12 protein-coding genes are annotated in these 14307 nt (G+C 51.9%); 11 read left to right on the top strand and 1 reads right to left on the bottom strand.

Annotation, left to right across the window (positions count from 1 at the left end):
- Window positions 1-4: 4 nt before the first annotated feature.
- The 11 genes from NST23_RS27225 (at window position 5) to NST23_RS27175 (ending at window position 13010) form a co-directional block, all read left to right on the top strand.
- Entirely contained in the window at window positions 5-1360 is a 1356-nt protein-coding gene (locus NST23_RS27225; RefSeq protein ID WP_122962437.1) for an MATE family efflux transporter, read from the top strand.
- A 187-nt stretch (window positions 1361-1547) separates the two neighbouring features.
- Complete coding sequence (locus tag NST23_RS27220; protein ID WP_063228806.1) at window positions 1548-2225, top strand: MgtC/SapB family protein; 678 nt, start codon at window positions 1548-1550, stop codon at window positions 2223-2225.
- Window positions 2226-2406: 181 nt separating this feature from the next.
- Complete coding sequence (gene fumC / locus NST23_RS27215; protein ID WP_122962438.1) at window positions 2407-3795, top strand: class II fumarate hydratase; 1389 nt, start codon at window positions 2407-2409, stop codon at window positions 3793-3795.
- Between the two features lie 220 nt (window positions 3796-4015).
- The gene (locus NST23_RS27210; RefSeq protein ID WP_370641088.1) at window positions 4016-4708 is read left to right on the top strand and encodes a response regulator transcription factor; all 693 of its coding nucleotides are present in this window, start codon (window positions 4016-4018) and stop codon (window positions 4706-4708) included.
- The gene (locus NST23_RS27205) at window positions 4698-5810 is read left to right on the top strand and encodes a sensor histidine kinase (protein WP_122962440.1); all 1113 of its coding nucleotides are present in this window, start codon (window positions 4698-4700) and stop codon (window positions 5808-5810) included. The genes NST23_RS27210 and NST23_RS27205 overlap by 11 nt, the downstream gene beginning before the upstream one ends.
- 107 nt (window positions 5811-5917) lie before the next feature.
- Window positions 5918-6826, top strand: coding sequence for a D-alanyl-D-alanine carboxypeptidase family protein (locus tag NST23_RS27200; RefSeq protein WP_173599556.1), 909 nt, complete (start codon window positions 5918-5920; stop codon window positions 6824-6826).
- Window positions 6801-7370 (top strand): VanZ family protein, encoded by a 570-nt coding sequence (locus NST23_RS27195; protein WP_242773647.1) that lies wholly within the window; start codon window positions 6801-6803, stop codon window positions 7368-7370. Before NST23_RS27200 ends, NST23_RS27195 begins: the two co-directional genes overlap by 26 nt.
- A gap of 80 nt (window positions 7371-7450) precedes the next feature.
- Window positions 7451-8221, top strand: coding sequence for a MerR family transcriptional regulator (locus NST23_RS27190; protein ID WP_340964997.1), 771 nt, complete (start codon window positions 7451-7453; stop codon window positions 8219-8221).
- A gap of 18 nt (window positions 8222-8239) precedes the next feature.
- Window positions 8240-8881, top strand: a complete 642-nt coding sequence (locus tag NST23_RS27185) for a GNAT family N-acetyltransferase (RefSeq protein WP_340964994.1) — start codon at window positions 8240-8242, stop codon at window positions 8879-8881.
- Window positions 8882-9031: 150 nt separating this feature from the next.
- Window positions 9032-10807, top strand: a complete 1776-nt coding sequence (gene recQ, locus NST23_RS27180; RefSeq protein ID WP_122962445.1) for a DNA helicase RecQ — start codon at window positions 9032-9034, stop codon at window positions 10805-10807.
- Window positions 10808-11039: 232 nt separating this feature from the next.
- On the top strand, window positions 11040-13010 hold the full coding sequence (locus NST23_RS27175; RefSeq protein ID WP_371736930.1) for a bifunctional metallophosphatase/5'-nucleotidase: 1971 nt from the start codon (window positions 11040-11042) through the stop codon (window positions 13008-13010).
- A 105-nt stretch (window positions 13011-13115) separates the two neighbouring features.
- Here NST23_RS27175 and lplT read toward each other — a convergent pair whose 3' ends face one another.
- Window positions 13116-14306, bottom strand: coding sequence for a lysophospholipid transporter LplT (gene lplT / locus NST23_RS27170; protein ID WP_122962447.1), 1191 nt, complete (start codon window positions 14304-14306; stop codon window positions 13116-13118).
- Between the last annotated feature and the right edge of the window lies 1 nt (window position 14307).

The following is a 14307-nucleotide window of genomic DNA, read 5'->3' as shown; positions in this document are numbered from 1 at the left end:
AAAAATGAATGAAACCTATTCGCTAAAAGAAAAATGGCGACAGTTTTTGACTGTATTGCTTCCTATCTTGATATCGCAACTGGCGCTGTTTTCCATGACGTTCGCCGATACGATTATGTCAGGGCATGCGAGTCCGACAGATTTGGCGGGTGTAGCGATTGGGGCGAGTCTGTGGACACCTGTTCAAGCAGGCTTGACCGGGATTTTGATGGCAGTCATGCCAATGGTTGCACAGATGGTTGGGGCAGGGAAACGAGATCAGGTGCCTTATACCGTGATGCAAGCCTTGTATTTGAGTGTAGCGATTGCAGTTGGTGTCATGATCGTCGGCGGTTTGCTGCTTGATCCGATCCTGAACTGGATGCAACTGGAGCCGGAGGTAAGCACGATTGCGCGTGGCTTCCTGCATGCAATTGGCCTCGGAATTATTCCGATGTTCCTCTATACTGTACTCCGTTGCTTTATCGACGCATTGGGACAGACACGGGTAACGATGTTCATTACCTTGCTATCTTTACCCATTAACGTGTTATTGAACTACGCATTTATTTTTGGTCATTTTGGCTTGCCTCGACTGGGGGGAATCGGTGCCGGGTACGCTTCTGCCATTACGTATTGGTGTATCCTGCTCATTAGTCTGGTCGTCGTGAATCGCGTCCACCCTTTTGTCGAATTTGGCATGTTCTCTACATTTTATCGCATCTCCATGAAGGCATGGAAAGAGCTGCTGAAGCTCGGGCTGCCCATCGGATTTTCCATCTTCTGCGAGGTCAGCATTTTTGCTGCCGTCACATTGTTCATGAGTGAATACAGCACGATTACGATTGCGGCGCATCAGGCAGCGATGAACTTCGCGTCATTCCTGTACATGGTGCCACTGAGCATATCCATGGCGTTGACGATCGTCGTCGGCTTTGAGGTCGGAGCCAAAAGGTTTCAGGACGCGAAGCAGTACAGTTATTTGGGCATAGGGATTGCGCTTGGCATCGCCCTGATGTTTGGGGTCAGCTTGCTGATGTTTAGCAAGCAAGTAGCCGGTTTCTACACGACGGACATAGAGGTGTTGGAGCTTGCCCAGCATTTCTTGATGTACTCGATCCTTTTCCTGATCTCTGATGCTGTCGCTGCCCCGATCCAAGGGGTGCTGCGCGGGTACAAGGATGTGACCGTTCCCTTTATCGTAGCGCTGGTATCCTACTGGGTGATTGGCTTGCCTTTGGGATATATCCTGGCGAAGTTCACTTCGCTTGCCGCATTTGGCTACTGGATTGGTCTGATCACGGGATTGGCTGCCGGAGCCATCTTCCTTTTTGGACGTCTGCTGTCGTTACAAAAACGCATGATTCGCAGTCATTCATAAAGCAAAAGCGAAGCGGAAAATCCCTGGCGAGGGGGTTTTCCGCTTTTTGCATGAAGACAGAGGGGCCGGATTACAATAGGAGCAGCAGATGAAAAATTTCTCTCCTATTTTTCAGGGAGAGCGTATATACTTTCTAATAGAGTGATGGAAGAAAAGCTGACATTAAACGAGAGGGGAGGAGAAACGAATGGCTTATGATTTTTTGATGAAGCTGGGGATTGCGATGTTTCTGGGCTTGCTGATCGGGATGGACAGACAGTTGAAGCACAAGCCGCTTGGCGTGAAGACAAGCATGGTCATATCGGTGGCGAGCTGCTTGATTACGATTGTTTCGATTGAGTCTGTCCATCGGTTCTCCTTGCCTGGGCACACCAATATGGACCCGTTGCGACTTGCTGCACAAATTGTCAGCGGGGTCGGTTTTCTCGGCGCCGGCGTCATTTTGCGCAGAAGCAACGATGTGATTTCCGGGCTGACGACAGCTTCCATGGTCTGGGCGGCTTCCGGGCTGGGTATTGCGGTGGGAGCAGGCTTTTACTTTGAGGCTGTGACCGCGACAGTCCTGATCATTTTGGCGATCAACCTGTTTCCGCTCATCCTCAAATGGGTCGGACCCGAATCTTTGCGGCAACGAGATTTGTCGATCAAGATCGTGGTCGAGAGCGGCGGCGATCTGGATGGCATTTTCAAGCAGATCAAGCACATCGACCTGCAGGTGAAGCGGGTCAAGGTCAAGGACCTGGAGAACGGACTGCAAAAGCTGGAGATGATGATTACCGCTTCGGAGAATACATATACGACTGATATTTACAGCTTGCTGAAAGCTGTGGATCACGTCATGTCCGTCGAGGTAGAAAGCAGATAAGCACTTGGACAAGAACCGCAGTTTGCCACACAAGAGGCGCTGCGGTTTTTTATATACACTTCTCCTCTTGATAACAAGAATGAAAATCATTATCATTTTAATTGAATACGTCTGCCTTTATTCCAAAAGGGAAGAAGTGGACATGATAAAAGAGGCAATCATTCATAGAGGAGGATGCGAGATGGAATTTCGTATTGAAAAAGACACGTTGGGTGAAATGAAAGTGCCTGCCGACAAGCTGTGGGGGGCGCAAACGCAGCGCAGCTTCCAAAACTTCGAGATCGGTGAAGAAAAAATGCCGCTGGAAGTTGTCCGCATGTTTGCCATTCTGAAAAGAAGCGCAGCTTTGGCTAACCAAAAGCTGGGCAAGCTGGATGCGGAAAAGGCCGAAGCGATCGTGGCAGCAGCAGACGAAGTCATCGCAGGAAAATGGAACGAGCATTTCCCATTGGTTGTCTGGCAAACGGGAAGCGGCACCCAGTCCAACATGAACGTCAACGAAGTCATCGCGCACCGCGCCAACCAACTGCTGGAGGCAAAAGGCAGCAGCGCGCGCATTCACGCCAACGACGATGTGAACAAATCGCAAAGCTCCAACGATACGTTCCCGACTGCCATGCACATGGCTGGACTGGTCGCAGTCGAGGATCAAGTTTTGCCTGCACTCGCCCTGCTGAAACAGACGCTGAAAGAAAAGAGCGAAGCATACATAGACATCATCAAAATCGGCCGGACTCACTTGCAGGATGCTACCCCGCTGACACTCGGTCAGGAAATCAGCGGCTGGGTGCGCATGCTGGAAAAAACGGAGAAAATGATCAAGGAAAGCAACGAGTATTTGCGCGAACTGGCGATTGGCGGTACCGCGGTTGGAACAGGCATCAACGCACATCCGCGCTTCGGTGAGATGGTCGCTGCGGAAATCAGTGAAGCGACCAACAAAAAGTTTGTCACGGCGGAAAATAAATTCCACGCGCTGACCAGCCACGATGAGCTGGTGCATGTACATGGCGCGTTGAAGGCACTGGCAGCCGACTTGATGAAGATCGCCAATGACGTCAGATGGCTGGCGAGCGGCCCGCGCTGCGGCATCGGTGAAATCGTGATCCCTGCCAATGAGCCGGGCAGCTCCATCATGCCAGGAAAAGTGAACCCGACGCAAAGCGAAGCGATCACGATGGTAGCTTGCCAAGTCATGGGCAACGATGCCGCTATCGGTTTTGCCGCTAGTCAAGGCAACTTCGAGCTGAACGTGTTCAAGCCGGTTATCATCTACAATTTCCTGCAATCCGCACGTCTGCTTGCAGACTCGATCAAGTCGTTCAACGACCATTGCGCGGTAGGCATTGAGCCGAACCTTGCTGTTATCAAGGAGAACCTGAACAACTCGCTGATGCTGGTAACGGCGCTCAACCCGCATATCGGCTATGAAAATGCGGCAGCGGTAGCGAAACTGGCGCACAAGGAAGGCATTACGCTCAAGGAAGCAGCGATCAAGAGCAACCTTTTGACAGAGGAGCAATTCGACGCGGTAGTGCGTCCTGAGCAAATGATTCATCCAAAAGAATAGAAAGCAGTCGGAAGCTTGCGCACGCCAGTGTGTGAGTCGACTGATCCAGCCGATGGCGTGAGTGCCGTCGGCTTTTTTGTTTGGGGAGGCGTGTAGAAGCGGGCGAACTCGCTCCAGGACTTGCGATTTTCGCCGAGCATTTGGGCTGCCTGACGCAGCTTTAGCTTTTCTTTAAACATTTTTGCTATAGTGGTCAGTAACGACTCGGATTCGTGCGGAGGTGCGGACAATGAGAATTTTGATCGTAGATGACGACAAGGAAATTGTGGACTTGCTGGCGATTTATTTGGGCAACGAAGGCTACGAAATCGAAAAAGCCTACGACGGCTTGCAGGCGCTGGAAAAGCTGGCGCAAAAAAGCATGGATCTCGTCATTTTGGACGTGATGATGCCCAATATCGATGGGCTGGAAGTGACAAAACGCATACGCAAAAATTCCACCATCCCGATCTTGATGGCCAGCGCCAAGACGAACGACATGGATAAAATCATGGGACTGATGACGGGAGCCGACGACTATGTCGTCAAGCCGTTCAATCCGCTGGAGGTCATTGCGCGGGTGAAGTCGCTCCTGCGGCGGGCGAACTACGTGCAGCAGCAAAAACAAGACCATGTGATCGAGGCGGGACCGCTTATTATCGACAAGCAAAGCCATGTCGTCCAGACGAAGGACGGCATCCCGATCAAGCTGACGGCGCTCGAATTTTCCGTGCTGTTTTTGCTGGCGAGCCACCCCAACCGGGTATTTTCTTCCGAAGAAATTTTCGACCGCTGCTGGAAAATGGAGAACTACGTGTCCTACAAAACCGTCATGGTGCACATCAGCAACTTGCGGGAGAAGCTGGAGAAAGCGACGAAGGGCGAGAAGGTGATCCAAACGGTCTGGGGGGTGGGCTATAAAATTGAAGCTTAGTACCAAGTATTTTTTTCGCATTCTCGTCGATCTGTTGCTCAGCTTGCTGATTTTTTACGCCCTGTTCCAGACAGCCGCTTATTTCGCCAACAAATATTTGTACAGCATCCCCCAGATCAAAGAGTACGTCTGGATGCTGAGACGCACATTCGGGACAGATTCTTTCAAAATCCCGATCATTCTCTTGGCGACAGGCTTGTTTGCCGCCTGGACGATCGTCCGTATTCGCAAATACGTCGAGCAAAAGCAGATGGAGCAAATTATTTCCGAGCTGCACTACATTGCCAAAGGAAACTATGAGCACGTTATTTCCATACGCCCCGAAGGCAATTTGGGGAATGTCGTGGACAGCATTCATGCGCTGGTGAAAAGCACGCGCGATGCGATGGAGGAGGAGCGGCGGCTGGAGCAGTCCAAAGATGATCTGGTGACCAACGTTTCCCACGACCTGCGCACTCCGTTGACTTCGATTATTGGATATTTGGGGCTGATCGAGCAGAACAAGTACACGGACGAACAGCAGATCAAGCAGTACGCCCATATCGCTTATGAAAAGGCCAAACAGATGAACGTGCTGGTCAACGATCTGTTTGAATATACCAAGGTGCGAAACAGAGGAGCGCATGTGAGCCACACGCAATTTGATCTGGTCGAGCTGGTCGAGCAAGTATCGGTCGGTTTTCGCATCGACGCGCAGGAAGCGGGGCTGTCTCTGCACGTCGATACGCCGGATCAAAAAATCGAAATGACCGGAGACACCGACAAGCTCGTGCGCGTGTTGGAAAATCTCATTTCCAACGCGGTAAAATACGGGCGTGACGGTACGGACATTCTCGTGCGCGTATTTGTTGAGGGGCGGGGAGTGGCTATTACCGTTGCCAACAACGGGGCGCCCATCCCGGCTGAGTATTTGCCGAGCTTGTTTGAACGGTTTTTTCGCGTGGAAGGCTCGCGCTCCAAAGAAACAGGCGGATCAGGTCTTGGACTCGCCATCGCCAAAAGCATTATCGACTTGCACCAGGGCACGATTTCTGTGGAGAGCACGCCGGAGTGGACGACGTTCACCGTATGGCTTCCCCGCACTATAAGCGGAACGTTATAAATCCTTTACTCTTTCTTTACCATTGGTTGCGATTTTTTTTAATCTGAAAGCCTATCCTTATCAGCATGGATGTAGAACGTGTCATGTGGGCAAGGAGGGCTTTTTTTATGAGGAGAGGCAATTTGCTGCTGTTGTTGGTGGCTCTGGTGGTCGGAATTGCGTTTTTTCGCGATACGATTTCCGCAGAGGCTGACCTGCGGCTTAATCAAGTCTTGGGGAATTTGCGGGTGCTGGACGCCAATGTAGATGCGCGGGCAGCCATCCTGATCGATAGTCAGACAGGCGAAGTCCTGTATGCGCAAGACGCCGATACAGCATATCCGGTGGCGAGTATGTCCAAAATGATGACCGAGTACCTGCTGCTCGCAGCGATCCGGGAACAGCGGGTAACGTGGGAAGACGAGGTGCCTGTTTCCGTCAATGCTGCCAGCGCCGAGGGAGCGAGAGTCAGTCTTGAGCCGGGGCGCAGCTATCCGTTGAAAGACTTGTACGAAGCCATGGCAGTCGGCTCAGCGAACAATGCGGCAGTGGCGATTGGCGAATATTTGGCAGGCAGCACCCCGGCCTTTGCCGAGCAGATGAATTTGAAAGCGGCGGAGCTTGGTTTGACAGCCTCGTCATTTGTGAATGCGACCGGACTGGATTATGATTATGGACAAAACGAAATGACAGCGAGAGACGTGGGAATGCTCGCTTACTATTTGATCCGGGATTTTCCCGAGATTGTGGATTTGACCGCGCAGCCGTCTGTGCGGCTTACAACAGGAGAAAGAGTGAAAAACACCAATCTGATGGTGCAAGCAGACGACCATTCGATGAGCGTGCTCGGACTGGACGGGCTGAAAACGGGCTTCACCGATCAGGCAGGCTACTGTTTCACCGGAACCGCCAAACAAGGCGATAAACGCTTGATCTCCGTAGTGATGGGCGCAGAAAATGAGGCGATTCGTTTTACGGAGACGAAGAAGTTGTTGGAGAGGGGATTCGACCTTGAGTCAGACCGAAAAAAAGGGTAACCCGCTGGGGCTGGTGACCATCGTTGGCTATATCGTGTTCGCCCTGTATTTGTTTTTGGTGGTCAAAATATTGCTGTTCAAATTCGGCAGCCTGGACAGAGAGCTGCTGACAGCGCAATGGGAGATTGTGCGTAGCGACCCCGGAGCCATTTTGGAGCGTTTTCACACGCGAGCCAATTTGGTGCCTTTTCATGAAATCCAAAGCTATTTGCACGCGATTCAGCAACATCGCAGCGGGCACAGTCTGGTGAACTTTGCTGGAAACATAGTGGCTTTTATGCCGTTCGGTTTTTTACTGCCGCTTTTGTTTGCCAAAAAGGCGAGCGGAATGGGAAAAGTCGTGTGGCTCTCGTTCTTGCTGAGCCTGCTGCTGGAGACAACTCAGCTGGTCATGAGTTGCGGGACATTTGACGTCGACGACCTTTTGCTGAACACGTCAGGAGGGTTTTTGGGTTATGTCATGTACAGGCTGGTGCGGCTGGCCTTTTTTCCGCGTGTCCAAAACAGGAGAAGCTCCGTGGCTGTTCATTCCACAAGAAATTAACCGATCAGGCAAAAAGCCGTTGACCTTAGGTCTGACCTAAGGTGTAAGGTTAAGGTAATCCTGGCCGGGAGTGGTGTTGCATGAAAAATGAAATCACAATCAGCGAGCTGGCGCGCATTATGAATGTGTCTGTGCATCAAATTCGCTATTTTGAAGAGAAAGGCATTTTCCAGCCTGCCTATATCGATGACAACCAGTACAGAATGTACAGCATCGAGCAGATTTACGAGCTGTCTCACATCTTGCTGTTGCGCAGACTGGGGGTATCCGTATCTGCCATCAAGGATTGCCTGACAGCTTTCACCACAGATCAATATCAGCAGTTGCTCCGCCAGTCGTTGCTGGAAACGAACGCGCAAATTCGCAAGCTTTTGGAACTGCAAGCATTCATTCAAAAAGTATTGCGAGAGCAGCATGATTTTGCGAGTCGGCCCGATTCCTTTCAAATAAAGCGGTACGAACCTGTCCGTCTCATGCGCTGGCTGGAAATGGACGAACAGACACACATTCAGGCGAGACAACTCGCTGAACAGGCCAGGCTGGTGCCAGACCTGTTCGAGACAGACGTCCACTATTTGTACGACGGTTCGGGAACGGTGTCCTTGTGTCTGGAAGCGCCGGAGTCTGGAAACATTACGTTGCCTGGCGGCTCATACCTGACTTTTCAAGGGCTGGCGAATGGCGATGCGGCAACCGACCAGTTGATCGAGCGCTTTTACGAGTATCTGGCGGCTCAATCTCTCGTCGCGACCGGACCGCTTGTGCTGATTGAAAAATCGTATTTGTCTTTGTTCAGCGGCCAGCACTTGCATTACGAGCTGCGGGTACTGCTGGACGCTGCTGACTTGTAAAAAGGAGGTGCAGGCATCATGAATGTCTCACCGATCACGCTGGAACCGATGCAGGCGAAGTACAATCAACCAGTCAGCCGTCTGCTTGTTGAGAGCTTTCGCAACAAGTTTCAGCCATTAACCAAAATGAGCGACAGTGAGTTGGCGCGGTGCTTTGAAATTTTGCTCCATCATTTTCCCGATGAACCGGCAAGTCAGCGAGCCGTTGCCGTTCAAAACGGAGAGGTTGTCGGGACGCTCTCGCTCAAATGGAAGACCGCCGAGGAAGCGAAGCAAGAAAATCTGTTTCCTCCGTGGGATGAGTTCAAAACATTCGGGAAATGGCAGCTATTGAAGCTGACTATCGGCCTGTACTGTCTCACCCATCAGTTGAAAGTGGGCGAGTGCTATATTGCCGATGTGGCTGTCCACCCGCTGCATCAGGGGAAGGGAGTCGGCAAACTTTTGATGCAATGGGCGTTGAATGAATGGCAAGACCGCCCGCAACTGGATCAGCTCAGTTTGCATGTCTCCGGGAAAAACCAGCGTGCCAAGCAATTGTACGAACAGCTGTCTTTTCGCACCCAAACCAGGCAACAAAGCTTGACCAGCTTGCTTTTGTTCAAGGAATACGAATGGGAGTATATGGTGCGGCAACGGAGAGCAGGGGAAAGTGCATGAAACGCAAATGGATGATCAGTATCATGAGCACCCGCCGAGGTGCTCTTTTTTATGCTGACAGTTCCCCTTGTTTTGTCCCAACGCCTATGTTTACACTAATAATTAGTTGAAAGCTACGACCTATTCTATCGAAAGAGAAGGTGATTCTCTTTGCTGCATAAAGCGCAAGAAGTTTTGCAAAAATACTTTGGCTACGAAACATTTCGCGAGGGACAAAAGAAAATTATCGAAAGCCTCCTGGAAGGACACGACACGGTAGGCATCATGCCGACGGGCGGGGGAAAATCAATCTGCTACCAGGTTCCGGCGATGCTTTTTGACGGGGTAACCATCGTCATCTCGCCGCTCATTTCCTTGATGAAGGATCAGGTTGACGTACTGGTCAGCATGGGGATTGCCGCTACGCAAATCAACAGCTCGCTCGATTACAGCGAGGTGCGGGAGCGACTGCGGATGGCTGCGCGTGGCGAATACAAGCTGCTCTACATTGCCCCGGAACGGCTCGAATCGGAATCGTTTCAACAACTGATCCGGAATATGCCGATCTCCTTCATCGCTGTCGATGAGGCGCACTGTGTCTCCCAGTGGGGGCATGATTTCCGCCCAAGCTATCTGGAAATCGCCCGTTTTTTGGACACGCTGCCAGAGCGTCCGATCGTCGCTGCCTTGACTGCGACAGCGACACCGGAAGTAACCGCTGATATCAAGCGCCAGCTGTCGCTTGCAGACGAGCGGCTTTTCATCACGGGCTTTGGCAGGGACAACCTCATCCTGTCCGTGCGCAAAGGGGAAAATCGCCGCGAGTTCATCCAATCTTATTTGAAGGCGAACAGACAGCAGGCCGGAATTATTTACGCTGCGACGAGAAAAGACGTCGATGCCCTTCATGCCGATCTGGCAAAGCGCGGCTTTCCGGTCACCAAATACCACGCCGGACTGTCAGAGGAAGAGCGTGCTGCCAATCAGGAGGCTTTCCTGTTCGACGACGTTCGCACGATGGTTGCCACCAATGCGTTCGGAATGGGAATCGACAAGTCCAACGTGCGCTATGTCATTCATTACAACATGCCGAAAAACCTGGAGGCGTACTATCAGGAGGCCGGGCGCGCCGGGCGTGACGGCGAGCCGAGCGAGTGCATTTTGCTGTACCAGCCGCAGGATATTCAGACCCAGTCGTTTTTCATTGAGCAAAACCAACTGACGGACGAGCGCAAGGATCACGAGTACAAAAAGCTCTACGCCATGGTCGATTACTGCCGGACGCCGAGGTGTTTGCAGCAGTATATCGTGCAGTATTTCGGGGAAGCTGATGCCCCGGAGTGCGGCCGCTGCCACAACTGCACCGATGAGACAGAGCTGAGCGACATCACGCTCGAAGCGCAAAAAATCTTTTCCTGCGTGAAGCGCATGCGGGAACGCTTCGGCGCGGCACTGGTCGCACAGGTGCTCAAAGGCTCGAAAAACAAAAAGGTGACCCAGCTCCAATTCGATCAGCTTCCCACGTACGGTCTGATGAAGGAGTACAAGGAAAAAGAAATTGCCGACCTGATCCAGCTGCTGATCGCGGAAGGGTACTTGCAGGTGACAGAGAGCCAATACCCGATCGTCAAGCTGGGAGAGCGGGCATTGCCCGTTTTGATGGGCGAAGAGCGCGTCGTGCAAAAAATCTCGATCCGTCCGGTTGCGCTTACGGAAGATGACGAGCTGTTCGAACAGCTGCGAACGCTGCGCAAAGAAATCTCGCAAAAAGAAGGCGTGCCGCCGTACGTCATTTTCCACGACAGCACTTTGAAGGAAATGAGCAGCCTTTGCCCGACTGACAAACAGGCCATGCTCAAGATCAAAGGTGTGGGCGAATCCAAATTCGACAAGTACGGGCAGCTCTTCCTTGAGTGCTTGCAAAACTACGCTGCCGTCAAGCCGTGACTTCTTTTGTCGCGGCTTTTTTGTGGGGAGAATCAGCAAAAATCGTCCCATTCGCCGGCACTGCCTGCTATAGTTAGAGAGAAAGCCAAAATTTTCTTAGAATAGAGAACAGGAGGAGCGAAAAGCTTTACCAGCGCACGGGATCTGACAGAATGAGAGAAACAGAGGGGAAACTATGAAAAAGAAGGTAGCTTTACTGGCAAAAAGCTTGATGAGCGTAGCGATGACCACAATGGTGCTGGGCAGTGCCTTGGCGGGAATCGCTGCACCGACAAAAGCGGCGGAAGCGCCGACCAAAATCACGCTGTTGGGCACATCTGACATCCACGGCCGCTTCATGCCATGGGATTATGCGCTCGACGGCCCGAATACAAACGGCAGCCTGACGCAGCTGTTCACCATGATCAAGGACATTCGCAAAGAAAATCCGAACACCGTGCTGGTCGATGCAGGTGATTCGATACAAGACAACTCCGCTGAACTGTTCAACGACCAGCCGCAGTCGCCGATGATGGTCGCCATGAACGAAATGAACTACGACGCCTGGGCGTTTGGCAACCACGAGTTCAACTTCGGGCTGGATGTGCTGGACAAGATCAGCGGCCAGTATAAAGGGGCAGTTCTCGCAGGCAACATCTACAAAGAAAATGGCGAGCGTTTCTTGCCTGCTTATACGATCGTAGAGCGCGCAGGCGTAAAAATCGGTCTGATCGGCATGAACACGCCAATGATTACCGATTTTGAAAAAGGCACCGACCATCTGGATGGCCTCGTGGTCAAAAATCCGGTAGAAGAAACGAAGAAAGCCGTAAAAGAACTGCAAGGCAAAGTAGACGTCATGATCGGCGTCATGCATATGGGCATCGAGAACGAAAACGGCATTCCAGGCACAGGCGTAGCCGATATCGCCAACGCCGTACCGGAGCTGACCGCCATTTTTGCGGGCCACATGCACAAACTGGTGAAAAAAGAAGAAATTAACGGTGTGCTGATTTCCGAGCCGGACAAATACGGTACGCACCTGTCGCGCATTGACCTGACTTTTGAAAAGAAAGACGGCAAAGTTGTGCTGACCAGCAAGGAAGCGACTGCTTTGCCTGTAAAAGGCGCTGACGGCACTCCGGCTGTTTCCGATCCAGAGCTGGAAACGAAGCTCAAGCCGTTCCACGAGTTTGCCCGCGCAGATGCGAACATCGTTGTTGCCGAGTTGAAAGGCATGAACCTGGTGCCGAAAAACGAGGTAGAAGGCATCCCGACTGTGCAAATTCAGGAGACGCCACTGTCCGACTTCTTCCACGAAGTGATGCTCTACTACAGCAAGGCAGATGTCGTCGCCCACCAGATCGACAACGACAAGGCCAAGCTCGATGTCGGCCCGATCAAGAAAAAAGACATCGCCTACAACTATCAGTACACATTCGGCGAAATCACAGTATACAAAGTGACCGGAAAAGATTTGAAAGATTACATGGAGTGGGCAGTAGGCTACTTCAATTCCACTCGTCCTGGCGACGTAACTGTCAGCTTTGACCCGAAACGCCGCGCTTCCAAATACAGCACCAACGACTTCTTCGGCGGCGTGAAATACGAGATTGACCTGACCAAGCCATACGGCAGCCGCATCACCAACTTGCGCAAGCTCGACGGAACACCAATCAAGCCAGAGGACAGCTTGAAGCTCGGCATGAATGCGTACCGGATGGAAGCCCTGCAAGCAAAAGGCGGCGCGCTGGAAGGACGCAAGTTCGATCAGTTGTGGACGTCCAAAGCAAATGATGCTTTTGGAGAAACAGGCGGAACAATCCGCAACCGCGCTATCGCGTACTTGCAAGAAGTGAAAAAAGGCGTATATGAGCCAAAAGTGCAAAACAACTGGAAGATCATCGGCGTCGACACCTCTGCTCCTGAGCGCAAAGACGTAGTAGAGCTGATCAATGCTGGCGTCCTGAGCGTTCCGAAAACAGAAGACGGCAAATACACCAATATCGCTTCGATCAACATCAAAGATGCGGTGACCAAAGAAGAAATCGCGGAACTGACAGCGAAGGTAAAAGTCGACGCAGCGAAGTTCGCGAACGTGAAAACAAAAGGCGAGTTTTATCGCCTGCTGAACGAAACGAGAAAAGCAGCGGCGGCCAAGGAAGCGCAAGCAACCCCGGCAACCCCTGCCGCCCCTGCGACGACTACGCAACAGAAGAAATAACGCAGCTTGGTCTCGAACCGCACCAAAAAAGCCGTGACGCTTACAGTCACGGCTTTTTGCTGTTCAGGCGGTCTTCTTTTCGCAGCTTTTTCAGGAACTAATCGACTAACCGACGATTCGCTTGCGATGCTTCACCAGGTACAGCAGGAATACGAGCAGCAGCAAGCCTTGGCCGACAATCGCTGCGGAGATGGAAGCGCCGAGGTAAACAATCAGGTAGTAAATTCCCGAGCCAGCTGCCATCAGGAAATTCTCGATAAAATTTTGAATGGCGATGGTTTTCCCGGAGCCGACCATCTTTTTGCCTTCTTCTTGCAGGACGGTGTTCATCGGAATGATGAATACTCCTCCCATGAACCCGACCAAAAGCAGCAGGGAGATGGCGATGCCGATTACGTGAATCCACGGGAACAGCACGATGATGAGAAACATGCCGAAGCCGTAACCGACCGAGCGCGTGAAGCGGGACAGCGGAATCAGCTTCGGTGCGAGAAACGCGCCGATGATGATGCCGATGGAAGTCGTAGCCAAAATCAGCGAGACGGAGAAGCTTTGCGGATTGATCCCGAGAGCGACGGGAATCCAGGCCAGTACAGCTACCCGCAGGACAGCGGAACTCATCCAGAACGCCCCTGTGCCGATCAAAGAAAAGCTCGTTTCCGGGCGGTTCATCAAGTGCTGGAAGTCGATGAAAAAGCGGCGAGCTTCCGCACCGTATCGAATCAGGCTGTTTCCTTTGATGCGCGGGATGAAAAAGGTCATGCCCAGTGACAGCAAGTAGAGAGCGAGACAGATGCTCGACGACAAGAGCGGTGCGGTCGTGGAGGCAATCGCTCCGCCTCCGCCGATTCCGGTCAAAATGGCGACGATCGTATACGCTTCGATGCGCGCATTGGCCTGGAACAACTCATTTTCATTGCGCGTCAGCTCTGGCAAAATGCCGTACTTGGCAGGCGAGTATACGACGGCTCCCACGCCTACCGTAAAGTAACTGAGCATCAACAGCAAAATGCTCGAATGATCGATCACAAACAAGAGTACGACGCCGAGTGCTTTGATCAAGTTCCCGATCACCAGGACAAACGATTTGGCATGTTTGTCGGCAAAAGGTCCGACGAGCGGAGCCAGAAATACGTAAGGCAGAAAAAAGGAAATCGATACGAGTGCGAGCATCGCGGGAGAAAAACCGTTCTCCCGCAACAAGTTGGCGATGACAAACAAAATCATGTTGTCTGCAAAAGCCGAAAGGAATTGCGTGAAATACAGAGCTTGCAATGGTTGTAGTCGCGTTTTCACA

Origin of the sequence: Brevibacillus sp. FSL K6-0770, from assembly GCF_038000275.1 — a bacterium.
Taxonomy (GTDB): domain Bacteria; phylum Bacillota; class Bacilli; order Brevibacillales; family Brevibacillaceae; genus Brevibacillus; species Brevibacillus parabrevis.
This window is presented reverse-complemented; position numbering and strand designations above follow the sequence as displayed.

Bases quoted from the DNA above. Each gene is read 5' to 3' on its own strand.
- NST23_RS27175 (WP_371736930.1), top strand. From the start codon at position 11,040: ATGGTGCTGGGCAGTGCCTTGGCGGGAATCGCTGCACCGACAAAAGCG.
- NST23_RS27190 (WP_340964997.1), top strand. From the start codon at position 7,451: ATGAAAAATGAAATCACAATCAGCGAGCTGGCGCGCATTATGAATGTG.
- NST23_RS27220 (WP_063228806.1), top strand. From the start codon at position 1,548: ATGGCTTATGATTTTTTGATGAAGCTGGGGATTGCGATGTTTCTGGGC.
- fumC (WP_122962438.1), top strand. From the start codon at position 2,407: ATGGAATTTCGTATTGAAAAAGACACGTTGGGTGAAATGAAAGTGCCT.
- NST23_RS27200 (WP_173599556.1), top strand. From the start codon at position 5,918: ATGAGGAGAGGCAATTTGCTGCTGTTGTTGGTGGCTCTGGTGGTCGGA.
- NST23_RS27225 (WP_122962437.1), top strand. From the start codon at position 5: ATGAATGAAACCTATTCGCTAAAAGAAAAATGGCGACAGTTTTTGACT.
- NST23_RS27185 (WP_340964994.1), top strand. From the start codon at position 8,240: ATGAATGTCTCACCGATCACGCTGGAACCGATGCAGGCGAAGTACAAT.